This is a genomic window from bacterium, assembly GCA_017744355.1.
Taxonomy (GTDB): domain Bacteria; phylum Cyanobacteriota; class Sericytochromatia; order S15B-MN24; family UBA4093; genus JAGIBK01.
Genome location: JAGIBK010000001.1, coordinates 558,162 through 583,396, shown reverse-complemented (window position 1 = coordinate 583,396; position 25,235 = coordinate 558,162). Strand labels below are relative to the sequence as shown.

At 60.2% G+C, this 25,235-nt stretch carries 30 protein-coding genes and 4 tRNA genes; 20 read left to right on the top strand and 14 right to left on the bottom strand.

Annotated elements, in window-relative coordinates:
- Nucleotides 1-20 precede the first annotated feature (20 nt).
- Entirely contained in the window at nt 21-1,337 is a 1,317-nt protein-coding gene (locus J7643_02850; protein MBO9539509.1) for a nitrate/sulfonate/bicarbonate ABC transporter ATP-binding protein, read from the top strand.
- A gap of 101 nt (nt 1,338-1,438) precedes the next feature.
- A complete protein-coding gene (locus tag J7643_02845) occupies nt 1,439-1,609 on the top strand; it encodes a hypothetical protein (GenBank protein MBO9539508.1) in 171 nt (56 codons plus the stop codon).
- Between the two features lie 78 nt (nt 1,610-1,687).
- Here the strand turns inward: J7643_02845 and J7643_02840 are convergent, their stop codons facing one another.
- The 5 genes from J7643_02840 to J7643_02820 form a co-directional block, all read right to left on the bottom strand.
- Nucleotides 1,688-2,077 (bottom strand): cupin domain-containing protein, encoded by a 390-nt coding sequence (locus J7643_02840; GenBank protein ID MBO9539507.1) that lies wholly within the window; start codon nt 2,075-2,077, stop codon nt 1,688-1,690.
- Between the two features lie 178 nt (nt 2,078-2,255).
- Entirely contained in the window at nt 2,256-4,175 is a 1,920-nt protein-coding gene (locus tag J7643_02835; GenBank protein MBO9539506.1) for an LTA synthase family protein, read from the bottom strand.
- A gap of 607 nt (nt 4,176-4,782) precedes the next feature.
- Nucleotides 4,783-4,854 (bottom strand) — tRNA-Glu (locus J7643_02830).
- 91 nt (nt 4,855-4,945) lie between these two features.
- Nucleotides 4,946-5,494 (bottom strand): RNA 2',3'-cyclic phosphodiesterase, encoded by a 549-nt coding sequence (thpR, locus tag J7643_02825; GenBank protein ID MBO9539505.1) that lies wholly within the window; start codon nt 5,492-5,494, stop codon nt 4,946-4,948.
- 12 nt (nt 5,495-5,506) lie between these two features.
- On the bottom strand, nt 5,507-5,902 hold the full coding sequence (locus J7643_02820) for a hypothetical protein (protein ID MBO9539504.1): 396 nt from the start codon (nt 5,900-5,902) through the stop codon (nt 5,507-5,509).
- Between the two features lie 133 nt (nt 5,903-6,035).
- Here J7643_02820 and J7643_02815 point away from each other — a divergent pair, with 133 nt between their 5' ends.
- The 6 genes from J7643_02815 to J7643_02790 all read left to right on the top strand — a co-directional run bounded on the left by J7643_02815 (nt 6,036) and on the right by J7643_02790 (nt 10,718).
- Nucleotides 6,036-6,515: a DUF4442 domain-containing protein gene (locus J7643_02815; protein MBO9539503.1), complete on the top strand. Its 480-nt coding sequence runs from the start codon at nt 6,036-6,038 to the stop codon at nt 6,513-6,515.
- Between the two features lie 61 nt (nt 6,516-6,576).
- Nucleotides 6,577-7,998, top strand: a complete 1,422-nt coding sequence (locus J7643_02810; GenBank protein MBO9539502.1) for an SLBB domain-containing protein — start codon at nt 6,577-6,579, stop codon at nt 7,996-7,998.
- Nucleotides 7,999-8,061: 63 nt separating this feature from the next.
- Nucleotides 8,062-8,310 carry a zinc ribbon domain-containing protein gene (locus J7643_02805; GenBank protein MBO9539501.1) on the top strand — a complete coding sequence of 83 codons (249 nt, stop codon included), beginning with the start codon at nt 8,062-8,064 and terminating at the stop codon, nt 8,308-8,310.
- Nucleotides 8,310-8,906 carry a hypothetical protein gene (locus tag J7643_02800; protein MBO9539500.1) on the top strand — a complete coding sequence of 199 codons (597 nt, stop codon included), beginning with the start codon at nt 8,310-8,312 and terminating at the stop codon, nt 8,904-8,906. Before J7643_02805 ends, J7643_02800 begins: the two co-directional genes overlap by 1 nt.
- Before the next feature lie 64 nt (nt 8,907-8,970).
- Entirely contained in the window at nt 8,971-10,452 is a 1,482-nt protein-coding gene (locus J7643_02795; protein ID MBO9539499.1) for a dihydrolipoyl dehydrogenase, read from the top strand.
- A 35-nt stretch (nt 10,453-10,487) separates the two neighbouring features.
- On the top strand, nt 10,488-10,718 hold the full coding sequence (locus J7643_02790) for a glutathione S-transferase N-terminal domain-containing protein (protein ID MBO9539498.1): 231 nt from the start codon (nt 10,488-10,490) through the stop codon (nt 10,716-10,718).
- Nucleotides 10,719-10,770: 52 nt separating this feature from the next.
- On the opposite strand, the gene J7643_02785 is transcribed toward J7643_02790, so the two are convergent.
- Complete coding sequence (locus tag J7643_02785) at nt 10,771-11,016, bottom strand: DUF1292 domain-containing protein (GenBank protein MBO9539497.1); 246 nt, start codon at nt 11,014-11,016, stop codon at nt 10,771-10,773.
- 40 nt (nt 11,017-11,056) lie between these two features.
- Nucleotides 11,057-11,251 (bottom strand): hypothetical protein, encoded by a 195-nt coding sequence (locus J7643_02780; protein ID MBO9539496.1) that lies wholly within the window; start codon nt 11,249-11,251, stop codon nt 11,057-11,059.
- A 179-nt stretch (nt 11,252-11,430) separates the two neighbouring features.
- Here J7643_02780 and J7643_02775 point away from each other — a divergent pair, with 179 nt between their 5' ends.
- Both J7643_02775 and J7643_02770 read left to right on the top strand, forming a co-directional pair.
- Nucleotides 11,431-11,631 (top strand): hypothetical protein, encoded by a 201-nt coding sequence (locus tag J7643_02775; protein MBO9539495.1) that lies wholly within the window; start codon nt 11,431-11,433, stop codon nt 11,629-11,631.
- 160 nt (nt 11,632-11,791) lie between these two features.
- Nucleotides 11,792-12,190 carry an EVE domain-containing protein gene (locus J7643_02770; GenBank protein ID MBO9539494.1) on the top strand — a complete coding sequence of 133 codons (399 nt, stop codon included), beginning with the start codon at nt 11,792-11,794 and terminating at the stop codon, nt 12,188-12,190.
- A gap of 7 nt (nt 12,191-12,197) precedes the next feature.
- Here J7643_02770 and J7643_02765 read toward each other — a convergent pair whose 3' ends face one another.
- The gene (locus J7643_02765; GenBank protein ID MBO9539493.1) at nt 12,198-12,467 is read right to left on the bottom strand and encodes a hypothetical protein; all 270 of its coding nucleotides are present in this window, start codon (nt 12,465-12,467) and stop codon (nt 12,198-12,200) included.
- Between the two features lie 59 nt (nt 12,468-12,526).
- Here J7643_02765 and J7643_02760 point away from each other — a divergent pair, with 59 nt between their 5' ends.
- Both J7643_02760 and J7643_02755 read left to right on the top strand, forming a co-directional pair.
- Complete coding sequence (locus J7643_02760) at nt 12,527-12,898, top strand: DUF423 domain-containing protein (GenBank protein MBO9539492.1); 372 nt, start codon at nt 12,527-12,529, stop codon at nt 12,896-12,898.
- Nucleotides 12,899-12,972: 74 nt separating this feature from the next.
- Nucleotides 12,973-13,554, top strand: a complete 582-nt coding sequence (locus tag J7643_02755) for an NAD(P)H-dependent oxidoreductase (protein MBO9539491.1) — start codon at nt 12,973-12,975, stop codon at nt 13,552-13,554.
- Here the strand turns inward: J7643_02755 and J7643_02750 are convergent.
- Both J7643_02750 and J7643_02745 read right to left on the bottom strand, forming a co-directional pair.
- Nucleotides 13,528-14,061: a class IV adenylate cyclase gene (locus J7643_02750; protein ID MBO9539490.1), complete on the bottom strand. Its 534-nt coding sequence runs from the start codon at nt 14,059-14,061 to the stop codon at nt 13,528-13,530. The genes J7643_02755 and J7643_02750 overlap by 27 nt on opposite strands.
- Entirely contained in the window at nt 14,061-15,104 is a 1,044-nt protein-coding gene (locus J7643_02745; protein ID MBO9539489.1) for a hypothetical protein, read from the bottom strand. The genes J7643_02750 and J7643_02745 overlap by 1 nt, the downstream gene beginning before the upstream one ends.
- Nucleotides 15,105-15,210: 106 nt before the next feature.
- Here J7643_02745 and J7643_02740 point away from each other — a divergent pair, with 106 nt between their 5' ends.
- Nucleotides 15,211-15,483 carry an acylphosphatase gene (locus tag J7643_02740; protein ID MBO9539488.1) on the top strand — a complete coding sequence of 91 codons (273 nt, stop codon included), beginning with the start codon at nt 15,211-15,213 and terminating at the stop codon, nt 15,481-15,483.
- An 18-nt stretch (nt 15,484-15,501) separates the two neighbouring features.
- Nucleotides 15,502-15,951, top strand: coding sequence for a D-tyrosyl-tRNA(Tyr) deacylase (gene dtd / locus J7643_02735; GenBank protein ID MBO9539487.1), 450 nt, complete (start codon nt 15,502-15,504; stop codon nt 15,949-15,951).
- Here the strand turns inward: dtd and J7643_02730 are convergent.
- Nucleotides 15,948-17,507 carry a PAS domain S-box protein gene (locus J7643_02730; protein ID MBO9539486.1) on the bottom strand — a complete coding sequence of 520 codons (1,560 nt, stop codon included), beginning with the start codon at nt 17,505-17,507 and terminating at the stop codon, nt 15,948-15,950. The two genes, dtd and J7643_02730, sit on opposite strands and share 4 nt — an antisense overlap.
- A 480-nt stretch (nt 17,508-17,987) precedes the next feature.
- Between J7643_02730 and J7643_02725 the strand changes: the two genes are divergently transcribed.
- Both J7643_02725 and J7643_02720 read left to right on the top strand, forming a co-directional pair.
- A tRNA-Ala gene (locus tag J7643_02725) sits at nt 17,988-18,060 on the top strand.
- 21 nt (nt 18,061-18,081) lie between these two features.
- Nucleotides 18,082-18,154, top strand: a tRNA-Ala gene (locus J7643_02720).
- 50 nt (nt 18,155-18,204) lie between these two features.
- On the opposite strand, the gene J7643_02715 is transcribed toward J7643_02720, so the two are convergent.
- The 3 genes from J7643_02715 to J7643_02705 form a co-directional block, all read right to left on the bottom strand.
- Nucleotides 18,205-18,714 carry a cupredoxin domain-containing protein gene (locus J7643_02715; protein MBO9539485.1) on the bottom strand — a complete coding sequence of 170 codons (510 nt, stop codon included), beginning with the start codon at nt 18,712-18,714 and terminating at the stop codon, nt 18,205-18,207.
- Nucleotides 18,715-18,872: 158 nt separating this feature from the next.
- Nucleotides 18,873-19,535 (bottom strand): hypothetical protein, encoded by a 663-nt coding sequence (locus tag J7643_02710; protein ID MBO9539484.1) that lies wholly within the window; start codon nt 19,533-19,535, stop codon nt 18,873-18,875.
- A 27-nt stretch (nt 19,536-19,562) separates the two neighbouring features.
- Complete coding sequence (locus J7643_02705; GenBank protein ID MBO9539483.1) at nt 19,563-21,107, bottom strand: SagB/ThcOx family dehydrogenase; 1,545 nt, start codon at nt 21,105-21,107, stop codon at nt 19,563-19,565.
- 115 nt (nt 21,108-21,222) lie between these two features.
- Here J7643_02705 and J7643_02700 point away from each other — a divergent pair.
- The 4 genes from J7643_02700 to J7643_02685 all read left to right on the top strand — a co-directional run bounded on the left by J7643_02700 (nt 21,223) and on the right by J7643_02685 (nt 25,122).
- A tRNA-Lys gene (locus tag J7643_02700) sits at nt 21,223-21,295 on the top strand.
- 1,060 nt (nt 21,296-22,355) lie between these two features.
- The gene (locus J7643_02695; protein ID MBO9539482.1) at nt 22,356-22,739 is read left to right on the top strand and encodes a hypothetical protein; all 384 of its coding nucleotides are present in this window, start codon (nt 22,356-22,358) and stop codon (nt 22,737-22,739) included.
- A gap of 444 nt (nt 22,740-23,183) precedes the next feature.
- Entirely contained in the window at nt 23,184-23,675 is a 492-nt protein-coding gene (locus tag J7643_02690; GenBank protein ID MBO9539481.1) for a DUF4365 domain-containing protein, read from the top strand.
- On the top strand, nt 23,665-25,122 hold the full coding sequence (locus J7643_02685) for a hypothetical protein (protein MBO9539480.1): 1,458 nt from the start codon (nt 23,665-23,667) through the stop codon (nt 25,120-25,122). Before J7643_02690 ends, J7643_02685 begins: the two co-directional genes overlap by 11 nt.
- Nucleotides 25,123-25,235 lie beyond the last annotated feature (113 nt).

The window sequence follows — 25,235 nt, the reverse complement described above, 5'->3', positions numbered from 1 at the left end:
TCGAAAGGCCTGAAGTGATGATGCAAAGCCGTGCGTCGGGGGATACGCTCCTTCAGACGAAAGACGTCTCGAAGGCCTTCATGCAGCCGGATGGCAGCCAGATTCCCATCTTCAACCATATCGACCTTTCGATCCATCGCGGGCAGATCGTCGCCCTGCTTGGCCCGTCCGGCTCCGGTAAGTCGACCCTGCTCCGGGTCCTCACCGGCCTGACGCCGCCCACCAGCGGCGAGGTGCTCTATCACGGCCAGCGCCTCAGCGGTATCAACCCCGGGGCGGCCATCGTCTTCCAGAGCTTCGCACTGTTCCCTTGGCTCACCGTCCTCGAGAACGTGGAGGTCGGTCTCCAGGCCAAGGGGGTCCACGCCGTCGAGCGCCGGAAACGCGCCTTGAAGGCCATCGACACCATCGGGCTCGACGGCTTCGAGGAGGCCTACCCCAAGGAGCTCTCGGGCGGGATGCGCCAGCGGGTCGGCTTTGCCAGGGCGCTGGTCGTCGAGCCCGAACTGCTGTGCCTTGACGAGCCCTTCAGCGCGCTGGACGTCTTGACCGCCGAGAACCTCCGCAGTGAGCTCATCTCCTTGTGGGTGCACCGCAAGATTCCGATCCAGGCCATCCTGATCGTCACCCACAGCATCGAGGAGGCCGTCTATCTGGCGGACCGCGCGATCATCCTGGGCAAGGACCCCGGTCGCATCCGGGCCGATATCCCGATCGCGCTGCCCCACGATCGCGATCGCCAGGCTCCCGATTTCCAGAAGTTGGTCGATCGCATCTACACCATCATGACCCAGCCCCAGCATGACTTCGCCCAGCTGGGGCTGGGCGAAGTCATGCTCGTTCCGGAGGGGGCGCGAGCCAAGGAGTTTCAAGCGATCCCACATGCGAAGCCGGGGGCGATCGCAGGCCTGCTCGAACTCCTGGAAGACCGCGGTGGGCGAGAGGACCTCTACAAGCTGGGACACGACCTTCATCTGGCGGTGGATGATCTGCTGCCAATCACCGACGGCGCCCAGATCCTGGGCTTGGCGACGATCCACGAGGGGGACATCGCCCTCTCGCTCGAAGGCGGCCTCTTCCTGAAAGCGGGCATCTTGCAACGCAAGCAGATCTTTCGGCGCCTTGCGCTGGAGCGCGTCCAACTGATCGCCATGATCGAGCGGGTGCTCGAAAGCAAAAAGAACCATGAGATGCCCGAGGAGTTCTTCCTGGAAGTCCTCAATCACCACTTCAGTCCCAACGAGGCCCATCGACAGCTTCAAACCGCCATCGACTGGGGCCGATACGCCGAGCTCTTCACCTATGACGAGCAATCGCATTTGCTGTTTATGGAATAGGGGATGCACATGGGGTGGACGGCGCACTCGAACTTGGCTTGTCCTCGCACCTCGGCGCGCCTATGCTGAGCGCAGTCGGGTCTCGCGCAAAGGAGGGGGCCGTGAAGACTTTTCCGGACGAGCGCAAAGCACGCACCGCGGTCGCTGAGGTTATCTCGACCGTCCCCTATCTGGTGATGTACCAGGGCATGCATCGGCGGCGCTGGATCGCTGCCGCGGTGCTCGCCGTCGCTGCGGGCGTCGCCTGGATCAGGTGGCGCACGACCCCGTGAGTCTCCGCGACCGACAGCGCGCGCCGCATGCCGCCCGCCCGTTTCAAGGCAGGGGCTTGTTGGTATGGCTGCCCGCCCTTACTTGCGGGCGTGGGCATGCTCCTCGGCTTCGGCGGCCGCCGCCTCGGCCTTGGTGCGATGAATGGTTCCCGGCGCATGCTCCGGCGGAGCATAGACCGTGTAGAGCTTCAAGGGCTCCGAGCCCGTGTTGATGAAATTGTGTTCGGCATGGGCGGGCACCACGACCACATCGCCAGGCTGAACCCGACCCTTCAGGTCCCCGACTTGAAACTCGCCCTCGCCCGCAACGAAGACCAAGACCTGATCGAGGTCGTGGACTTCGGCGCCGATGTCGTCGCCGGGCTCGATGCTCATCACGACGACCTGCGATCGCTCGGTGGTATAGAGCTCCTTGCGGAAGTAGGAATTACTCCTGGCAGCCTGCACCAGATTGGAGTGAAAGCTCATAAGACCTCCTTTTGGGTGAACAGCATAAGCGACTCGCGGTCAACTTGCGCTACTCTAGCAGCCCTTGAGCGGCAACTTCTGGCGGGTCTCCCCAGGGTCCCAGGTCCATCGGCAGGTCAAGATTTCTCCCGAACGTAAACGGCCAAGCACGTAACCGGGTCGTTGCTGTCAGGTAATATCAGCTTCCCTTTGGGGCGACCTTTGCAGAACTGCCGATTTCACGATTGACGAAGACGTGCTCTTGAAGGCGATTAATTAAATTGTACTTAATGACTTGTTGGGAGACCTCGTACATACGCAAGACCTCTTGAAGCTTTGCTTCGGCACGGCGCGTATCTAATTTTTCCCCTGTCTTGCGATTGAAGAGGGTTCCCGATTCAAGCACGCCATCCGGCGAAGCAAGGAAGATCATGTTCTCGTCCACGAACGAGCCCAGAGGGTATCGACCGGTTAGCGGGCTGGGGCCACGAGGAGTTTGCATCAGGTCCTGCCCCAACATGAGCCCTTGATCGTGCACCCCCATGATGTTGACGAGGGTCGGCATGATGTCGATCTGACCCGCGACTCTTTCGAACGTACCGCGCACGGGCATGCCCGGTACGTGGATGATCAGGGGAATTGTCTGCAAAGCAGACCTACCCCATTCATCAGCGGCTTCCCTCGCCTGGCCCTTAAGCGCCAGAACTTCCTTGTAGTGCTTCAGAGAGATGCCTTCGTGGTCACCGTAGATGACGACGGCAGTCCGCTTATCAAGCCCCTGATCCTTAAGCGCACGTAGTAATACCCCTACCGCCTTGTCAGCATAGTGGACTGAATGCAAGTAATCTTGAAGCTCGGTAGAAATCGTGTCTTTCAGAGAAAGCTCGCGGTATTCGTTCGGAATATAAAATGGAAGGTGCGAGGTCAGCGACACCATGTGAGCAAAAAAGGGCTCCTGAGTTTTCTTCAGGATATTCATCGACTGTTCGTAAAAAGAAGTGTCGGATAACCCCAAGTTAACTAAATCATCGCCAACAAAGTCGTCCTGATTGTAAAAATGCTTGAACCCGAGGCTAGGATACATGAAGACCCGGTTCCAGTAGATCTTGTTGTAGGCATGAAATGCTAAAGAGGTATAGCCCTTCCGCTCCAGGCGAAGCGGCAAAGATGAAAAGTCATTCTCGGGAAAGAGCCAATTGATGGAGGCATCTCGAAGGGGCAAAATGGAATTTAGCAACATAAATTCCGCATCGGAGGTGTTTCCCCGCGCGGTTTGATAGAAGACATTGGGAAAGTACAGACTTTCCTTCGCAATACGATTAAGGTTCGGAGTAATTTCCTGCCCATCGATCGTCATTCCAACAGGAAAGCTCTCAAACGACTCCAACTGGAGCGTAATAAGATTCATCCCCTCGCCAATTCCCGTGAGCGCATTGGGATGCAGTGTTCGTTTCTCAAACACCTGCACAATTTTTTGAATGGACTCAGGATCTTGCTTGAAGTCCCCCGACTTATGCGCCGTAAGCCGCTGGAAGTCGAAGATGTGGAATGCGAACAAGCCTATTTTCTGGACGAATGGATAATTCCCACTCCAATTCACGTCATTATTCCACCCTTGAACAGTGGGCAGATAGCCTGACAGGAACATGGTCGCCCCGGAACCCGCCATCACCAGGGTAACTCTCAGCTTTCTTGAGAACGTCCAATTGAGATGGGCACGCCCCGCTAGGCCCATCCCCAAGAAAACGAGGACCGGTAAAAAGAATAGGAGGTCGATACTCTGCCAAATCGCAAGGATACTCTCTCGGACGCCATAAACTTGGCCGGCGAGCATCAAGGTTGCCGTCGTAATGACATCATGGTAATAGCGGAAATAGACCTGATTGGCGATCAGAACTCCCCCGCCGAGTGCTGCCAGCAGCGCAAGCACGAACCTACGCGGCCTTGGGGACAAAAATAGCGTCGGAGCTGAGATCAACAGCCAGGCGCCAAACGTACAGAGCACTAACTCGAAATTATTGACGGACAGGCCGTTAGCCTTGTTAAAGGCGCCGGTCCCCAAAGTAAGGAGTAGAGCCAAAACAATTGGTTCCCAGCTACCGCGCCAAAATTCTTGCAACTTTCCCTTACACGACCACACGACCACAGTGTCCTATTTCTCCAAACCCACCACGCCCTTGTCTGAGCGCATTTGAGGCAATTGGCAACGTCCAAAACAAGCCCTCAGGGGATATACAAGTATACCCTATAGCCCAGAAGGCAGCAGACACGCCCTCCTCGGGCGCATACAAAATCAATTGACGACCAATCCGCCTGATGTCAAACAGGGAGCTTTCCTGCTAGAGGGGCAGAATTCCGGTCACCAAGACTTGAAGATCAGCCTCACGGCCTTTCCGTACCGGAAACACCTTAGACGAAACGAGTCAATCCGTGAATCGTTGAAAACGCGTAGTCAAAACTCTCGACACAGCACCACTGTCATTCTCAAGCGAGCGCTGACGGCCCTAGCAACGCGGTTAAGGGTCGTAGTGGCAGAGTGGAGAATCGGGGTGGAGCGTCCTGACGCAGTTCGATCGAGCGGAGTTCGGCTCAGGGATTGCAGGACTCGGCCGCCTGACGGCGTGGAAAGCTCGGCACCAAAGGTGTTGCTCTGTGCCGAAGAGAAGTCACCCGAAGGGTCGTAAAAGCAATACGGACGTGATGCATAGCATCACGTCCGTATTCAGTACCCCCGACGGGAATCGAACCCGTCCTACCACCTTGAAAGGGTGGTGTCCTAACCGATAGACCACGGGGGCATCTTGGTCGCGAGCGCCGCAGCGCCTGCAACTCCCTTAAGATAATACAAACACGGCAGGTGATACAACCCCCTGTAGCCTCTTCTTAACATTATTTTAGGGAGTAAGCGTTCAACACCTGGTACGTGGCCCCCGTCGGTTTCAAGACCGACTGGAACAAGAGCAAGCGCTCGACACGCCAAGCGACCTGCCTCACCTGGTAGCCTGCCGCGAGCTGCCTCACGCTTTCGTGTGCTCTGGGGTCGCGCGCGAGGGTGATGTGGGGCGAATAACGCCCATCGGGCCGCAAGAGCTCCAGCGGCTGAAGCGCCGCACGCATCCGCTCTTCGAGCACGCGCAAGCGCTCGACGTCGCCCGCGAGCCCCGCCCAAAGGACGCGAGCCGGGCCGTGCTTGGGAAAGACCCCCAGGCTATCGAGCGCAAGCTCGAAGGGCGGCTCGCCCACCAGGGCGCTCGTGAGGACGCGGTCCAGGTCCCCGAGCTGTTCGCTGGTGACCTCGCCGAAGAAGTGAAGGGTCACGTGGAAATTTTCGGGCGCGGTCAACCGACCGCCCGTGAGCACTTGGCGCAGCGAAGCCTGCACCCGTCGCAGCTCGGCGTTTGCCGCCGTGGAAATCTCGAAGGCGGTGAAGAGGCGCATGGCAGCCTCCGGCTAAACCTCGCCCAGGGTCGTGGCGGGAAAGCCCAGGCGACCGGCATCGGTCAAACGCAGGCCCCCTTCGTAGGTTTCGATGAGGTTCTCGCGTTCCAGCCATTCCCGCAGCAGAGTGCCGAGGTGAGCCCCCAGGTGGTCGTGCGACTCACCCCGCAGGCGCTCGGTGCAGACGGCAACGGGCTTGCGCTCGCTCTGATCGAGGCGCGAGACCTCGACGCCCCAGGCGGCGAGACCTTCGCGACCTTCGGGCGTCAGGGCGGCCTCGTGGGGCATGCCTTCATGCCATTCGACCGTCACCCAGCCCTTGTCGAGGAGCCAGTGCATCAACTGCTCGGCGAGCTCCCCCTTGATATGGCCGTAACAGACCTCTACTTCAGGACGATTGTTCCGCATCGGTATGGATTCTCCCGGGCTGAAACCGACCCACGAAGTCGGACCCGGATCCATTATAGTCCTCTTGCGAGCTGGGCAGTAGGGTATAGAGGGCTCGGCAAGGTAAAGGTTGAGTCAAGAAGAGGACGATTCGATGCCGAAAACGACGACGCCCGGGGCCATGATCCGAACGGCATGGGACCGTCTGGCCCCACGCCCCGGGGGCAAATGGCTGTTCAGCAAGATCTTCGCACGGCTGGTTCCCTACTCTGGAAGCATCAAGCCGCTGGTGAGCGAACTTACGAGCGGCCGCTGCCGGGTGGTCATGCGCGATCGCCCCAACTTGCGCAACCACTTGCGCTCCATCCATGCGGTGGCCCTCATGAACCTCGGCGAGATGGCGAGCGGCCTAGCCCTGGTCTACGGTCTGCCGGACGATACCCGCGCCATCCTGGTCGGCCTCTCCATGGAATACCTCAAGAAAGCCCGCGGCACGCTCGAAGCGAGTTGCGACTTCGGCGTCCCGTCCGTCACGGAGCGCCAAGAGCTGGAGCTTACGGTCGATATCCGAGACAACGCCGGGGACGTAGTCGCCCGCGCTCGGGCGAATTGGCTGGTGGACAGGCTCGTTTGATTTTTAAGTGGGGAATCCCTATACTGAAGCCGGACTACGCCCGCCTTTAAGGGAATTGATCGTGAGCGAACAGAAGCAACTCAAACCGTACCATCTCGTCCCCGAAAAGCCCTACCTCTCGCTGGCCGACTGGCCCGAAGCGGGCAAGGGTCTGGCGCACGCCAAGGAGCTCGGCCCCGAGGGCACCATCGCCCTGGTGAAAAGCGCCAACCTGCGTGGCCGCGGGGGTGCGGGCTTCCCGGCCGCCCTCAAGTGGGGCAACATCCGTGCCGACAAGTGCCCGGTCAAGTACATGGTCTGCAACGCCGCCGAAGGCGAGCCCGGGACCTTCAAGGACCGCAACCTGATCCGCTTCAACCCCTACATCATCCTCGAAGGGGTCGCGATCGCCGCCTACGCCCTCGGCGCCAAGGAAGCCTTCATCTGCATGAAGGTCACCTTCGAGCGCGAGTTCAAGCGCCTCGGCGACGCCCTCGAAGAGATGTGGAACGCTGGCCTGTTGGGCGATATTCCCATCTCCATCGCCCGCGGCCGTGACGAGTACCTGCTCGGCGAAGAGCGCGGCCTGCTCGAGGCCATCGAGGGCAACTTCCCCTTCCCCCGCGTCTCGCCCCCCTACATGCTCGGCCTCTTCACCAGCCAGGGCATGTTCTCAGTGGAGACCGAGGGCGCCAACCCGACCTGCGTCAACAACGTCGAGACCCTGGCCCACACCGCCAACATCCTCGCCGGCGGCAAGGAGTGGTTCCAGTCGGTCGGCACCGAGGCGACCCCCGGCACCGGCACCTTCTCCATCATGGGTGACGTCGAGCGCCCCGGCATCTACGAGCTGCCCATCGGCACCTCGTTCCGCACCCTGCTCGAGGATTACGCCAAGGGCATGAAGGGCGGCAAGAAGTTCAAGATGATGCTCTCGGGCGTCTCGGCGGGCGTTTTGACCGCCGACAAGCTGGACGTGGCCATGGACTTCGCCCCCATGAAGGCCGCGGACTCGAGCCTCGGCTCGGGCGGCTACATCATCTACGACGAGACCGCGAACGCGGTGGACGTGGCCTACGCCTACTCGCGCTTCCTGGCCAACGAGTCCTGCGGTCAGTGCCCCTCCTGCAAGGTGGGCACCGCGGACATCACCATCGCCCTGGAGCGTCTCTCGTTCGGCATCGGCACGGTCGAGGACCTGGAAGCCATCGAGAAGGGCCTGGGCGGCGTCGCCACCGGCAACCGCTGCTTCCTCCCGGTCGCAGAGAAGGCGCTGATCCGCAGCATCGTCAGCAACTTCCCCGAGGACTTCGAGCTGTGCCTCAAGGGGCCCCGTCCCGACCGCCGCGACTTCCCCGTCGCCAAGCTCAAGGACTATGACCCCGAGACCTGCACCTTCACCTACGACCCCAAGTACTACCTCAAGCGCCCCGACGGCCGCTACAACGAGCCCGACGAAGGCATGTTCCGCTTCACGGTGCTGCCCGCGCTCGCCAAGGCCTAACCCCCAAGATCGCAAGCCCCGGATTCCGCAAGGGTCCGGGGCTGCTTCACAAAGGACCCTCCCATGGCTCAATGCTCCAACTGCGGCAACCTCCTGCCGGTCGGCGCCAAGCACTGCCCCGACTGCGGGACGACGGTCAGCGACGCCCCCGCCGCTCCCCCCAAGGCCCCCAAGGCACCCGGCCAGAAGCTTGCGCTGGATGAGCTGCTGCTGCGCGGCGTGATGGGCCTGTTCCTGCTGATTCTCGGCGGGACGGTCCTCTTCGTCGGCTACGCCATCGTCCAGCAGGGAATCGGGGCCGGCGCGCCCTGATGCAAGCCGGCGAGCTTCGCGGGATCGTCGAGCGCGTCCTGCTCGCCTCGCTCTGGGGCGGCTTCGCGCTCGGTACCCTCGGTCGCTCTTTGGCGACAGGCTCGCTCACCGGTTTCGGCCTGGTGGGGGTCAATACCCTCATCGCCGGCCTCTTCTTGACCCGCGCCCGGAGCCAGGCCGTCTCGCACCGCCCGGAAGATTGGCTCTGGGCCCTGATGGGGACCAGTTTGCCCTTCGCCCTGCGCGTCGAAGGCCCTGAGCAGCTGCTCGGCACCCTCGTGCAGGGGCTCGGCATCCTCGCGATGCTCTATTCGCTGGCCTCCTTGCGGCGCAGCTTCGGCATCGTGCCCGCCCAGCGCCCCATCGTCACCCGCGGGGCCTACGCCTTCTTGCGCCATCCCCTCTACGTCTCCGAGTTGCTCTACTTTGCAGGTGTCTGCCTCTCGGTGCCGAGTCTCTGGAACGCAGGCGTCTGGCTGGCGCTCGCCGGTGTGCAGTGGCGCCGTGCGGTGCTCGAAGAACGCTTCTTGATCGCCGATCCCGTCTACGCCCGTTATTGCGAGAACGTCGCCGGCCGCTTCCTCCCAACAAGGTGACGCGCCTTGCCATCCGGCTGCCGATGCGGCGAGGATGGCAAGAAGAGCGCGAGGAGGGACGGCCATGGCTGAGTTCGATCTGCTCATCATCGGGGCGGGCAGCGCCGGCTACGCGGCAGCGCGCGTCGCGACCGAGGAGCTGGGGGCGCGCGTGGGCTTGGTGGATAAGGGGCCGCTCGGCGGCTTGTGCATCCTGGACGGGTGCATGCCCTCGAAAGCGCTGATCCAGTCCTCCAACGTGGCGCACCAGGCACGAACCGCCAAGGAGTTCGGCATCCAGACGGGACCGGTCCTGGTGGATTTCGCCGCCGTGATGGCCCGGAAGAATCACCTCGTCGAGGGCTTCGCCGCGCACCGCGCCGAGAGCATCGCCGAGCTCCAGAACACCGAGTTCATCTGTGGGGAAGCCCGCTTCGTGGATCGCACGACCCTCGTGGTGGGCGAGCGGCGTCTCACGGCCCCTCGCTTCGTCCTCGCGTTGGGCTCGACCCCCACGGTGCCGCGCATCCCGGGCCTCGCCGAATGCGGCTACCTGCTCAGCGACGCTGCCCTCAAGCTCGATACACTGCCGGCGTCCTTGATCATCATCGGGGGCGGGGTGATCGCGCTGGAGCTCGGGCAGTTCTTCGCACGCCTAGGCACCCAGGTGACCATCGTGGAGGCGGCCCCCCGGCTTGTCTCTCGGGAGGACCCCGAGGTGTCCGAGGTCATCACCCGGCGCCTGCGACGCGAAGCAGTAGCGATCCACGTCGGGGTCAAGGCCGTCAAGGTCGAGGGCCGAGGCGATCGCAAGCGCCTGTACTTCGAGCATCCGACCGAGGGGCCTCGCACGGTCGAGGCCGAGTCGATCCTGGTCGCCACGGGACGCGAGCCGAACGTGCGATCGCTCGATCTCGAGAAGGCCGGGGTCGAGATGCAGGGGCGCCGGCTGGTGCTCGATCGCTGCCTGCGCACGACGAACCCCGCCATCTACGCCGCAGGGGACGTGACGGGGGGCTCCTTCTTGGTGCACACGGCGATCGCCGAAGGTGAGCTCGCCGCTCGCAACTCCCTGCGAGGGTGCGCCGCCCGCCCCAGCCCCGAGCACCTCTTCGTCTCGGCCGCCTACACCGAGCCCAACATGGCGCGGGTCGGGCTCTCGGAGGCCGAAGCCCGGGAGATAGGGCGGGAGGTGGTCGTCGGGCGCTACCCCTTCTCGGAGCACGGCAAGGCCGAGATCCTGGGCGAGACGGACGGCTTCGTCAAGCTGATCGCGGACCCGCGCAGCGGCGAGATCCTGGGAGGCACCGTCGTGGGCCCAGAAGGCGCCGAGTTGATTCATGAGATTGCTTGTGCGATAACGCTAAGAGCGACCATCGAGCAGTTCCTGCTCGTTCCGCACCTTCACCCGACGCTCTCCGAGATCTGGACCTATCCCGCCGAGGACATCCTGAACCAGATCCGCGCAAGGGCCAGGGTGCCATCGGTTCTCGTCCCTGCGGGTTACAACGACACGGACGAGACTTGTGCATTCGAGGCACTCGCATCACAGGGCGAGCGCCGCTAGCCACCTGCCACCCAGAAAGGATACCCCCTCCCATGATGAAGCTGTACCAGTTCGAGTCCTGCCCCTACTGCAAGATGGTGCGCGAGGCGCTGAGCGACCTCGAAATCACCTACATCAACATCAACGTGCCCCGCGAGCGCTCCAAGCGCCAGGAGGTCTTCGAGGTCTCGAAGCAGTGGACGGTGCCGGTCCTGGTCGACGGCGACGTCATGCTCGACGACGAGGAGAAGATTCTCCCCTACCTCGCCGAGAAGTACGGCAAATAGCACGAACGCCCCCCGCGGATTCGCGGGGGGCGTTCGCTTGGACCTTGGAAGGTTACGCGTGCGCGTGGCCTTCGAGGTGCGCGACCACGTGGTTGAACTCCTCCTCGTCATCGATGTTGACGAGGGTCTCGTTCTCGAGGCGCATGATGAGGACGTTGGCCTCCTCGGCCTCGGCCTCTTCGGCCTTGGCGAGCAGGGCGTACTGCTTGCCGTGGATCTCGACGATGTCGATCACCACGAAGTCCTCTTCGTTGCCGTCCTCGTCGACCATCGTGATGATGTCTTCGGGAAGGTCCATTTCCTGCTGATCCACTTGTTTCTCCTTAATCGAGCGAAGCTTACTGGGGCGCCTTTTCCTGGTAGGCCGCGAGGGCCTTGCCCAGGGCCATATCACGCCCGAAACGCGTGATCAGATCGACCTTGGCATGGCGGGGAACGCCTCGCCCCTCGTGCTGCAGGGCAGCGCCGACGGGCTTGTTAGGACCATACTTGCCGTGCATGTAGTTCAAGACCTGAAGTGCGACATCCGCCATGGCTAATCCCTTTCGTGAGCGTCAGGAAGATGATTCGAGCGGAGCGAGTAGCCCCGTTCGGTTCAGCATATCAGAGGAAGGGGCCCCAGGGCCAGCCATGCGGGCAATTGTTCAAGCGCGCCGTGGCTGGTATGATTCACCCGAACGGCAGGCCCCTCGCTCAGGAAAGGAGCCGCTCCATGCGCCCTGTTCGTCCGACGATCCATCCCGCGCAGCGCGTGCTCCTTGCGATCGCCACCGGCATCCTGCTCGCTGCCTGCACCGTGCCTACCAAGGCGGGCGGAAACGCACAGGGCTCGCCGCCTCCCGCGACGGATGAGACCGACGAGGCCACGGACAGCGCCCTGACGGGCACCGTCCTGCCCCAAATCAAGTTCTGAGGAAGCCCCATGCCCCCCGAATCCACGCCGACCACGCCCCCGCGCACCTACCACTGCGACCTGTGCGGCACGACCATGCTCGATCTGCACTGCAAGCTCATCTGTCAGTCCTGCGGTTTCAAGCGCGACTGCTCCGATCCCTAAGACACGAGGAACCCCGATGGCCACCTATCTCTTGAAGACCGAGCCCGAGACCTACAGCTTCGACGACCTGGAGCGCGATGGCCGCACCGGCTGGGACGGCGTGCGCAACGCCCTGGCGCAGCGCCACCTGCGGGCGATCGCTCCCGACGACGAACTCTTCATCTACCACTCGGGCAAAGAGCGCCAGATCGTCGGCGTCGCCAAGGCGCTGACCGGCCCGATCCCCGACGAAACCGACGCGACGGGCAAGTCGATCAAGGTCGACCTCGCCCCGGTGCGGCGCCTCGATCGCCCCGTGACGCTCGCCCAGGTCAAGGCGGCGGGTTGGGACCAGTTCGACCTGGTGCGGATGAGCCGCCTCTCGGTGATGCCGGTCCCGGATGACGTGCGCAGCTGGATCCTCGCCCAGGCCTAAGCGCTTGCTACTTGCTCTCGACCACGTAGGGCAAGTTGGTCTGCACATACTTGCCGTTAGCGTAGAAGTAGATGTAGTCCCCACCGACTTCCGCGCGGGTCACCTTGGACCGGCCGATGTCGTAGGTTTTGACGATTTCGCCCTGTATGCTGTACAAGGTCACGGTCTTGGGCGAAGCATCCCAGTCGCGCTGGAACCGGTTGATCGTCTCGTCGACCTTGGCGCAGCCGACCAGCGAGAGGGAAACCAGCGCAACGGCAGTCACGAACTTGTGCATGAAGCGGAATCCTTTCTGAAAATCACGACAACAGGCTACCATGGAATAGGAGAATCAAGATGGATCGGCTCTTCTTCGCCCTCGCCAGCATCAGCGGCTTTCTCGGCGTGGCCCTCGGGGCCTTCGGCACCCACGGCCTCAGAGGCAAGCTCACCCCCGACCTGCTTCGCGTCTGGGAAACGGGTGTCCAGTACCAAATGCTCCACGCCTTCGCGCTGATCGCCGTCGTCTTCGCCGCCCAGCGCTTCCCCCAGGGCCCCTGGGTCGGTGCGGGCTGGTGCTTCGCGCTCGGCACCGTCGTCTTCTCGGGCAGCCTCTACGCCCTCTCGCTGAGCGGCATTCGCTGGCTCGGGGCCATCACCCCCATCGGCGGGCTACTCTTCCTCGCGGGCTGGATCCTGCTGCTCGTCTCCGCTCTGAAAGCCTCGTAACCAGCGCACGCCGCTTCATCGCCCCGCCCCTCATCGCGTATGGTGCTCTCGTCGAATCGAGAGGACCATGCGCGATGAAACTATTGGCCTTTGCGGCGTCTCTCCGCACCCCTTCGCTCAATCGCAAGCTCATCACCCTCGTCGCCGAGATGGCGCGCGCACGGGGCGCTGAAGTGGACTTGGTGAACTTCCACGCGTTCGATATGCCCCTCTACGACGGGGATATCGAGGAGCGCAGCGGCTTGCCGGCGGGTGCCGTCGAGCTCGTCAAACGAATTGCTGCTAGCGACGGCCTGATCATCGCATCGCCCGAGTACAACTACTCGATTCCCGGCCCGCTCAAGAACGCCATCGACTGGATTTCGCGCGCGATGCCCGTGCCCCTCGAAGGCAAAAGCGGCCTGCTGCTCTCCGCCTCGCCATCCGTGGCGGGCGGCAACCGCGGCCTCTGGGCGCTGCGGATTCCGCTCGAGGCCCTGAAGACGATCGTCTATCCCGAGATGTTCTCGCTGGCGAGCGCACACGAGGCCTTCGATGCGCAGGGACAGCTCAAGGATGCGGCCAACCGGCAACGCCTCGAAGGGGTGCTGGAAGCCTATCTCGCCATGGCGCGCAGCCTCGTGGCCGGTTCAAAGGCCAAGCAAGTCGGAGTATGAGGCCTGAATGGCGTCAGTATCGCGCAAGCCGAAGACGGTCATCAGGGCCTCCATCCGGTCCCAGTCGCTACAGGCGACACCCTCGGAGAGCACCTCGAACTCGATGAAATCGCCCAGCCCCTCGACCTGATCCAGGTGGATGCGGCAGTCCTGCCACAGGTACAGGTGCCGGTGCTTGGCGACCACCCCACGTAGACCGTTCGCACTCGACAGGACGGCCTTCATCCCCTCGGGCTCGACCACCTTGGCGACCCGGAAGTGGCTCCAGCGCTGGGCAGCATCTTCCGAGCGATCGTAGTAGATCAACATCGCGTCGGTGCCGTTGATCTCGCGCAGCTTCAGGCGGCCCTGGGGCACCTTGAAGTAGGTATCCACCTGCACGAGCACTCCGGCGTCCTGGGCGCCCAGGCGCGCAGCCGCCGCGTGGAACGCGGCGAGATCCCGCACGCGGGCCTTGAACTCCAGGTTCGTGTGCTCTTCGCCCCCTTCGACCTTAGCCTCGATCATTAGCTACGCCCCCCGAAGAGGCCCGCGTACTTCTCGGACGAGGACTTGGGATTCTTGAAGAGGATGGGGTGATAGGGATTCCGCTGCTCATCTCGCGCGCCGTAATAGACGTCCATGGCGTATCGCTCCTGACCGGTCCCGGTGCCGAGGCGTTCGGCTCCGAGGATGTTGCCTTGGGGTGAGTTGTAGTGGAGGGTGTTGGGAATGCTCGCCGCCGAACCGCGCTTGGCCATGGTGCCGTCGGCCTTCACGACCAGGCCCCGGTCATCGGGCACCTTCATGCCCCTGCCGACGGGGGTCACCGCATGGCTTCCCCGGCCGATCATGACGCTGGGGTTGCCGCCCGCATCCTTCTGCAAGTCCTCCCATGGGGTCATGATGCCACCCCAGTGCCAGGAAGTGTACATGTAGGCCGGGGCAAGCTTCCCGTCCTTACCCGGCTTGAGGTAGACCGAAACGGTGCTCCAGTCCCCGTCGTGGTACTCGGAGGCCATCTTGTTGTCCACGTAGTAGCTGCTGTACTGCAGAACGTAGTATTCGCCCTTCTTTGAGACCGAAAAGCTCATTTCCAGGGGCTGAGCGCCGCCCACCTGTCCGTGCAGGTAGTTGCGCGGGTCGGTCGAGCCGAGCTGATCCCCGTCGAAGCCCGGTCGCACCGGATAGGAGTCTTCGCGGTCATCGAAGTGGAAGTTGGGCGCGTACCGGCGGGGATCCCAGGCGCCATCGGGAGAATCGGGGTTCGCGATGTCCTCGACCTGATAGCGGCCCTGGCTGTCCTTGTAGATCCCGCTCACCGGGATGCGGATCTCGTCCGGGTTGCGATCGCGCTTGTCGGTGATCTTGTTGGTGCTCTTCTCGGAGGCGATGGTGTTGAGGCCCAGGCCCTTGCCGGGGGCTCTCGCGGCGAGCAGGCGCTCTTGCACGATCTGGAGATAGGCCTTTGCCTTGTCGATTTTCGTCTCGCCCATCGGGACTTCGGGACGGATGGGCGTCACGGGCTCGCGCGTCAGGATGCGGGGAGCAAGGGCGACATTGATGGCCATGGGTTTCCTCCGGGTCGTGGTACCTCCAATTCCTATCGGTTTTCGAATGACGAAAAATGCGTTAAATCATGAGTAAGAACTGGCAATCCAAAGCCGTGGAGGGACCATGCCTCGGATTCATCTCCTCATCAGCGGGCGCGTTCAGGGCGTCTACTACCGCCAGAGCACCACGCAGGTCGCAAGCACCCTGGGCCTGAGCGGCTGGGTCCGCAACCTGTCGGACGGCCGGGTCGAGTTGACCGCCGAGGGCCCCGCCGAGACGCTGGAACAGCTGATCGCCTTCTGCCACGATGGCCCGCCCGCCGCACGGGTAGATCAAGTGGAGTGCCAGTGGCTCGAAGGCACCGGAGAATTCACAGGGTTCGAGACCCTGCGCTGATCACGACGAAGGAAAAACATGCGAGCGCTCATCCAACGGGTATCGAAAGGCAGCGTCACCATCGAAGGCGAGGTGACGGGTGCCATCGCACGAGGCTACGTCATCCTGGTCGGGATTACCCACAGCGACACCAAGGCCGAGGTGGACTGGCTCGCCAAGAAGATCCTGGAACTGAGGCTGTTCGAGGACGACGAAGGCAAGATGAACCGATCGCTTGTTGATGTCGGCGGAGAGTTACTGGTCGTTTCTCAGTTCACGCTCTACGCGGACGCCCGCAAGGGCCGGCGCCCGAGCTTCACCGACGCGGCCCCGCCTGAGGCGGCAATTCCCCTCTACGAGGCGTTCGTGCAGGCCTTGCGCTCGCAAGGCGTGAAAGTGGAAACTGGGCGCTTCGGGGCCAACATGCAGGTCGAGATCTTGAACGACGGCCCCGTCACCCTCTGGCTGGAGCGTGAAGCCGAGGCTTAGCCACCCGCGCGGGCGGATTGCGATCGCGTCTTGACCGGCTTGACCGTCGGCTGGGCCTTTGCGATCGCAGGCAGGGTCACCCGGAAGGTCGTGCCCTCGTTGAGCCGACTCTCGATGCCGATGGTGCCCCCGTGCCGCTCGACGATTTCCTTGGTGATGAACAGGCCGAGGCCCGAGCCCGAGGTCTGGTTCTCGTTGACCCGGTAGAAGCGATCGAAGACGTGCGGCAACGAATCCTCGGGGATGCCGATCCCCTCGTCGCGCACCTCGATCACCCAGCGATCGCGCAGCTTCTGGGCCGATACCTGGATGAGCCCGCCTTCCGGCGAGTACTTCACGGCGTTGGAGACCAGGTTGACCATCACCTGGGCGAGGCGATCGTAGTCCGCAAGGAGCATGCCGCGCTGCGGGTCGATCGTCAGCGCGATGCGATGACTCTGGGCGTGCTGCACCTCGAAGGGGCGAATGACGCTCTTGAGCAGCGTTTCCAGCCGGAACTTCTTGAGCTGCAAGCTCAGACGGTTCGACTGGATCTTGGAGAGGTCCAGCATATCGTTGATGAGCCGTCCCAGCCGCCCGGCCTCGCTGTGGATGACCTCCAAGAGCGGCAACTGATCGGCGCGGGGAATCTCGCGAGCCATCATCATCTCGACGAAGCCTGAGATGGAGGTGATCGGCGTCCGCAGCTCGTGGGAGACGGTCGAGACGAACTCGTCCTTCATCCGATCGATCTGGGTCTCGATGGTCACGTCGCGCACCGAGAGCACCCCGCCCGTGATCCGGCCCGAGGGCTCCACAATGGTCGTGAAGCTGATGGAGACAGGGATCGCCTTGCCGTTCGACTGCCGCATGAGCGCGGCACAGCGGGCATTGAAGCGCTCCCCCTCCCGCAAGGCGGCATTGAAGGACTCGAAGACGGTGGAGTTGCGCTCGCTGGTCTCGACCAGATCATCCCAGTACAAGGTGTAGAGCTCGGCGGCCGAGAGGCCCGCGAGTTGCTTGAAGGCCTCGTTGAACGAGACGACGAGCCCCCAGGAGTCCACCACGAGCAGGCCGTCCACCATGCTCGAAAGGACCGCTTCCAGCTCGGCCCGGCGCGTCAGGTTCACGCGGCTGATCTCGACGTTCTCGAGGTGAATCGCCAGAGGCAGCGCCACGACACCCAAGAGCGGCATGTCCTCCAGGGTGAACGGCGTCTGGCCCTCGGCCCTGAAGAAGACCATCCCCCCGATCAGGCGCTCGTCGCTGACGAGCGGCACCCCGATGAGGCAGGTCGCATCCCGGCTACTGCCCACGGCGAGTGACGGGCGCTGGTGGTGGAAGATCTCGTTGTAGAAGGCCCGGATCACCTCGGCGTCGTGGGCGTCTTCCTGGAAGACGGGCCCCACGTCGGCCAACAAGCGCAGATTCGTCGGGTCGGTGGCCGATAGCAAGAAGCCCCCCGTCGCCCCGAGGGACTCGCCGAGCTCCAGCAGGAACTCCTTGAGCACGCCCCCCAGGTCTCCGCGGACCGCGAGCTTGCCGAAGAGGCCATGCATGAGCCCGATGAGCCGCATGGGCGTCATCGGGACGGAAGGGTTGGAAATCCTGGACGGCTGTGGGGGATTGCTCACTAAAACTCTCGCCAGACGGGGAGGATGCCGTTAATAAGCCGATAATCAGGGTACGATTCTAGCACAGACGGCACGTTTAGGGGATCCTGCTCGTTTCGCCGAAGGGGGTGATCGGATGTTTCGTCCGAGCGACTTGGTCGGGGACCATTTTTTGGTGACCACCCAAACGCCACAGGGGCCTTTCCAGCGCCTGGTCCGCGCGTTGTACGAAGAGGATGCCATCGAGCAAGTCGTGGCTTACCTCGCATCCGAAGGGATCCAGCACGGGGCCGTCACCACCCAAAAATTTTAAGGCCCATTTTCTGAAAACCGCTCAAACCGGCTCTCTTGGGGGCCGGTTTGGTATTGACAGGCCCGCCAGGTTTGGTTAATATAAACAAGTCTTCTGCGGAAGACACCCGATAATTAACCGGTCTTTAATCCGGGGACGTAGCTCAGTTGGTAGAGCGCTTGAATGGCATTCAAGAGGTCAGGGGTTCGATTCCCCTCGTCTCCACTCAAATTGAATAGTGTCCACGGGGACGTAGCTCAGTTGGTAGAGCGCTTGAATGGCATTCAAGAGGTCAGGGGTTCGATTCCCCTCGTCTCCACTCTCGAAAAAGCCCTCGCAATTGCGAGGGCTTTTTCTTGCATGTTTTTTTTACTTCTGGGTGCCGACCACGATGATGTTCCCATGCTGGTTGGGGTTGAAGGTCGAGTAGTAGGTGAAGGTGCCAACGGCGCGATTGAAGGTCATGGTGTAGCGCTCGCCGGGCGCCAGGACCCCGCCCCAGTCCCCCTGCCGGGTGACCGCCCCGGGAACCGGCGAGGTCACCGATTGCGTCGTCCGGTCCTCGTTGACCCAGGTCACGGTGCCGCCCATGTGAACATGGGTGTAGTAGGGATGGTAACGGCCGTCCTTGATGATCACCACCGGATTGTCGAGGTCCCCCGTAAACGGCAAGGCGACGTTCTGACGCAGCGCGCTGGGGGTCGGATCCAGAGCCGCCAGGACCGATCTCAAGGTATCTTGCGGCGTAACGGTCGCTTCGACCGGGGATGACGCCAAGGGAGCATCCTTGAAGGGGATCGGCGCGGGCCCAGAGGCACAGCCTGCGGCTCCGAGGATCAGCATGAAGGTGAGCGCCAGCAGGGGGGAGTGGTCGGGCATTGACAGCTCCTCTCATTCGACAAGCTTACAAGCACCACCTTACGCCCCTACGCGCCGCGCAGGAATGGCCAACCAAGCCAAAGGAAAATCGCGGAAGCAGCGGAGCGATAGTTCTGCGGCCCTGTTTGGGGTGCTATCTCTTGTTGAAACCTTTGCGCCTAGACGCCAGGCGGCGGCGTGAGGAAGCCGGTGCCGCCCGTCTTCTTCTTGATGCCCGTTACGTTCTTGAGGATCAGGAAGAGCTTGGTCTGGAAGTCACGGATCTTCTGAATCTCCGCCTCGATTTCCTCGCGCTGGGCCAGGAAGGCTTGCTTCGCCTCGATACGCTCGATCAAGGCCATTGCCTCGGGCGAAGGCTCTCCGTCGGGCCCAAGCTCCATGGCCGGCACTTCGTCCTCTCCGGGCATCAGGAAGGCGGGATCGGCCGATTGCAGGAAGAGCCGCAGCTTCTCTTCGAGCTTCGCCACCTCCTGCGTCTGGTAGCTGCGCTCGTCCGAGACGACCTTGTAGACGTACTTCGGGTCGCGGAACTCGGGCACCACGTCAGGATCCTTCAGGTAAGCCATGATAAAGGCCTGGCGCATTTGGGATTCTTCGGCGAGCTCTTCGGGCGTCCGGGTAATCGGCGGCGTCCTAAGCGGGCCCGTCGCCGGGGTTGCGTTCAGGGGGCCCGTGTTGCGCACGAAGGTGGAGCTAGGATTCTGGGGAGCCCGGGGGACCGGAGGCTTGGGAGCAGGCTGCTGAGGCACAGGCGCCATGCCCGCCTTCACCTTGTCGAAAAGGTTGCTGAAAAAGCCCTTGCCAGCCCCGTCATTCGCCATGAATGGCTCTCCTCTTACCCCGCCGGACTAGTGCTCAGCAGGACGACCAAGCGTTGTAATATATACCACCGCCTCGCTCTCAGGAATCCCCAGCAGCTCGTTGACTTCGTCGTCGAAGAAACCGCCAATGCCGCTGACGCCGATCCCCATCTGCATGGACGCGACGTTGAGGCGCTGGCCGAGGTGCCCCGCATCCAGGTGCAGGTAGCGATAGGCGCGCTCACCGTACCGCTCGATGGCCGCAGGCAGGTTCGCGGTATGGAAGACCACAGCGCTCGCCTTCCCGCCGAGCTCCTGACCGAGGCAGAGGTACTGCACCTCTTCGCTCAGGTTCTTGAAGCGGATCTGGCGAAGCTCTCGACGACCAGGATGGTAGTGGTAACAACCGGGCTCCAGGCCCGCGACGTCATTCACCGCGACGTAGGTCCCGAGCATGGTGGCGTCGAAATAGCGCGGGTCGGCGTTGATGCGCGGATCATCCGAGCAATCGGGCCGATAGGTGAAATCGAGCAGGGTGGCAAGCTCCAGGCGACTCAGAGCCGCCCCGCTGAAGGCGCGAGTCGAACGACGCTGGATCATCGCATCCGAGATCCCCTGCTCCCAGTCGATGGGGAGCCCCTGCAAGGGCTCGGCCACGGCGAAGGGGTAGCGCTCCTTGGACTCCTCGTCCATAGGCTGCGGCGCCTCGGGAAGACCACCGGGCAATGCGTGCAGTTTAGAAGCCTCATGCAAGGCGCTCAGGCGATAACCTTCCGGCAGCGAGGAAGCCCCAAGCTCGACTTCGGAAGCGAGCGCCGTAGGCGCTGCCAGCATCGCGGAGGTGATGCGATCGCGGCGCGGCAGAGCGATGACGGCAAGAGCCTCTTCGCTTCCGCGCTCAAAGAAGAACAGCTCGTTCAGCTCATCATCGAAGAAGCCACCGATGGGCAGCGCGATGCGATCGAACCAAGGGGCTGCCATCTCCAGATTGCCGAGGACGTGACCGGTGTCGAGACAAATCCGGCGATAGGCCCGGTCCTGGTAGCGCCAGGCGCTCCGGAAGAAGACCGAGGAAGCGACGATTGCGAGGTCCGCTTCCGCGAGAGCAGGATGCCCGAAGCAAGCTTGCTGAAGGCGCGCCATGTGATCGCCGGGCCAGAAGGCGAGCAGCGAGTGGTCCCGCACCTGAAAGTTGTAAGCACCGTCCGGGAGGCCGGGATAGCCGCGACTCACAACGTACAGTTCGGTCGGATAGAGACCGCCCGCCGAGGGTGCCGCGCGCATCATGAAGTCGCGCTGAGGATGGGGCAGGACCGCCGTTACCCCGTTGGTGAGGTAGAGCAAGTGCGAAAGCTGAGCGAGCGAGACCTCGTCGGCCCCCATCTGCGCGGCGAGCAAGGTAGCAGAAGGCGTACGCGGGCGCTCGAGCAGCGTCAGGTAATGCGAGAGGTCCACCACGTCGCCCGTGGCGTAGTATTTCACCTGGTCAGGCGGGTGATTCCAGTCGATCTTGTTCGGACGCTGGATAGATTCTGGAGAATACTTGGTCAGTTCGTGGTAGGTCTCGGCGACCGATCGGGTCAACATGGTCAAGGCTATTCTCCTCGCAGCATCGCTTGCCGTATCCGGCCATGATAGCAGTTTTGCGGCTTTGGACACGCTCGGTTGACGCTACCTCGCGCGCCATGCTAAATTGGTGCCTCACCGTGAGACAGTAGCTCAGCCGGTAGAGCATCTGACTTTTAATCAGAGGGTCCCGGGTTCGAACCCCGGCTGTCTCACTTAGGCATGGAGTGGGTCTTGGGCTTTTAGCTCGGGGCCCACTTTTGCTTTGGTGTTACCCGTGGGTAACGGGTGTCTAGTGGAAAGGCCATGAATGGCCCCTGTCCGGGGAATAGAATTGACATGAAACAACCAAGCCATGTCCAAGCAAAGCGTAAGATGCCGCATCAGTCCGAGAAGGACCAATTTCACAAGTTGGGCTTGGCCACGATGGGCAGGAATTTGTTATGAGTAGGCGTCGTAGACTTCAGGAATATGCACGAATACTAGGCCACTTGGCAGAACGGTCCAAGACCGACCCGGTAGGACTTGAGAGAGATCTTCGGCGCTACCTCTACCTGAGAACAACGGCCATCCTCCTTTGCCTATGCCTATCATTAGTGTTCACGCACGGGCTTGAGTTTCTTCTCCAAGACGGCTTGCGAACGCTGCAGCATTTAGTGTCCGCATTCCCCAACCAAAGTGCTGCCATCCTAGCTTGCACCGGAATTTTGCTCTATCTCTTTCGACGAATATCCAAGTATTACTATGGAATACTAGAGATATCTTTCGCGTATTCGTTGATAAACGTGGCTGTGTATCGACTTCCTTCAGGCGGCTTTCCTGAACTTTTGGCGCTTGGAAATGCAATTTACGTACTCGTTCGAGGGATAGACAATACGATCCAGGGGTTTGAATCTCCACGGCTCACAGTAACGAAACTAGATTCTCAAAGTCGGCCGGCCTAGAATTAGAAATAGCTCTCCGTTTCAACAATTCTCGGCTTATTGCCAATTTCCCAATGTCGGAGGAATACCATGCAATGTAGCTATTTGGTAACTGATACACTAACCACGAGACCACGCCCTTGTCTGAATTTGGCTGTACGGCAGGTCGAAAGGCAGTGGGTATGCACAATCCATGCCAAAAAGCTCTTGCAGGAAAAGAGGGCGAAAACGTTGCAGAAATTACCGAAGAATCTCAAGAAGTCCTAGCGGGCCAATACACTGTTTTGGGGTTCTTACAGTGGCTTATTACTTGCTGTAGAGGCCCAAACACTCAGCGGCCGCGGGTGCTCCTATGTCGCATGATAACGTCCTAAACCTTCCACTCGAGATCCTCGATGATGTTCTTGCCGAGGGGGCTTTGATCCCCTTAGGAGCCCATGAAGCGGGCTGGGATCGGCCGAATGCTAAGGCTGTTTTGGATGCTCTGGCCGGAACGGATGTGGCGGTGCTGGGTGGCGATGTGTGGGATGCATCGGGTACCTACTTCAAGCTAACCTACGACAACTGGTACTGCGTTCGAGTTTCGGACGAGCCATTCCAGTTATTTTCCCGGCGCAGCCGAGAGGCAGCCTACAAGTTCATCGACGGCTATCGCGAGCCCATGGATCGCCGCACCCTATACATTCTAGTATTTGCAGACGAGAGACAGTTTGATGCACTAGAGCAAGTGGGCTGAATTAGAGGTATTCGTTGGTAGGATTCTGACGCCAAGGGGTTGGTCGGCTTCTCGAATCCCGGCAATCTCTCTTAGGAAGAGAGTGGGTCTTGGGATTTTGGCCTTAGGCCCGCTTTGCTGTGGCGTTACCCGCGGGAAACAGAGAGCCAAGAGAAGTTAGCATAAGGCGGATCCAGGGATGTGTGCGGCTACCGGCGACTGGTCCTGATAATCACCATCGGGGATGAGCCTATCGAGCAGGTATTTGTTCGGCGATAGAGGCTCTGATAAAGATAATCTAACTGTTTCAAACATATAGAACACGTATTCTAATTTAAGAGATGTGGTCGATGAAGTGAGTATGATGAATGGAGGTTTGTGTAAGATAGATATAATTCATCCGCCCGCCATCGCAAGGTATATCGGCCATCCTGGATGCTCACAGAAAACGATATCAAAGAGGAATTGAGCTACGCGTTTGTCCACGCAATTGCCGCACATGCGGGGTATAGCTGTGACAGACCGGTAAAAGACCGAGACAGTATCGATGCTGTAATTTCGGCTCGTGGTCTTCTTCTTGAAGACTCGATATTAACTTCACCAATAATTCAAGTTCAACTTAAGGCTACAGCCTGCGATCCGTTTGAAACGGAAACTTCATTTTCATTCCAACTGCCTATAAAGAACTATAACGACCTTCGCAGCCATTCGATGGCGCCGAGACTATTGGTTGTAGTAACACTTCCTCTACTAAAAGATGAATGGCTTACCATGACGGACGATGCCTTAATTGCAAAGAGGTGTGCGTATTGGGCAAAGCTAAAAGGTCTTTCTGATAGCTCAAACACTCACACGCAATCGATAGTTATACAACGAAACAACCGTTTTACCTCCTCGACTCTGAAACAAATGATGATTAATGCATCTTTTCAGGAGGAGCTTGACCGTGGCCTATAAGGGGATTCCAGAAGACTTGGTAACTTCCGTTAATCCGTTGGAACTCGTTGGATACCTAGTGTCCTCAGGTTGGCAAAAGATTGACCGAGTGAAGGGTCAAATTGCCTTGTTTCGTAATAACTCGCTAAAGGGTCTTTTTGAGGTCGCTGTCCCATTAGATCCCACCTATTCTGATTATTTTTTACGAATGGCTGATGCAATCGAATCTTTAGCTGAATTCGAAGAAAAATCTCCTAGAGAGCTCTTAGCAACAATAGCCAAGGCACACAACGACCAAAGTGATGTCCTTACTTCGCGACTCCGTACCTCAGCAGAGCGATTTGGCGGCTTGCCTGATCTCCGCGTTGCATCGTCGATACTTGCTCAATTAGCAAAAGCTATTGATGTTGCGTCCGAATTCGAGCGAGATACATCAGAGAAGCCGTCGGAAATTGCACCCTTTAGACTTGCTCACTCTCGAGTTGGAAGCTATTGCATTGATGTTATATCGCCTGTTAACAGTCAGACAGATGAGCAAGCGATTATTAACAGAAAAGCAATTGAGCGCATCATGCGCGGGCTATCCTATGCGGAAAGAGCAACAAATAATCAAAACCCTTCCGCTCTAATAAACAATACAGCTGATGGATTTGATGCCAATTTATGTAAGATTTTTGCAGAGTTCTGTGAGGAACTTACTGATTTTGATGTCGATTTTTCAGTTAATCTTTCTAATAAAATTGAAAGTTCATTAGAAGTTGCAAGCCCTCGTCTATGTGAGGAGAGTGCTCAGTATCTTTGGGCTGCCGCTGACGCTATCAAAAAAGATTTCGAGGAATTTGGCACGGTTACGGGTGGTGTTTTGGAGTGCCATGACAGAAGTCGGATCCCCGGTGCTCGAGAAGGTAGTGGCCGTCGAAGAGTACGAGTTTCTTTTAGTGATCCGGACTTAGGGACGAGAAGCAGGATTATTACAGCCTACGTCAGTGAAGATGATTACCAGAAGGCAATGTTTGCGCATGGAAATCGCAGAATGGTCAGAGTCTCTGGGACTATCAACAAAACAACTGGCCGATGGATCATTAATGCAGCAGATAGCTTTGAGGTGCTCGATGCTATCATCCAGAATAATGATATCGCGAACCCGCAGCGAACTTCCCAACTTTCTCCTGCTTCGGCCCGAGTTCTTAGACCCCGATCAGGTGGAAGCCTCATTCATAAGTTGCGGGACGCCGTTGAGGAGGGGTTACTTCCAAAAAAATTTACTCGACTTGAATACTACGAGTGGATTCGAAAACACAATGTCCGACATGCAAAAGGCGCGTATTCTTCGGAGACCATTAGGAAAACCCTCGATAACTTCAGTATTGGTTCTACCTCCGGAACGGGCGGGCCAACCGGGGCGTTGCGCCGAACAACTGAAAGCGTCAATGGTACAAATGTGACGTACTTTGAATTTGTTGAATAGGTTGCCGAGCATTTAAAATCGATGGCTTTTCTACTTCAGTCGAAGTAGAAAAGCCAGATAAAACACCACTGTTCGCGTCAAAGTCCTTTTGACCTGCCCCCAAGCATTGGACG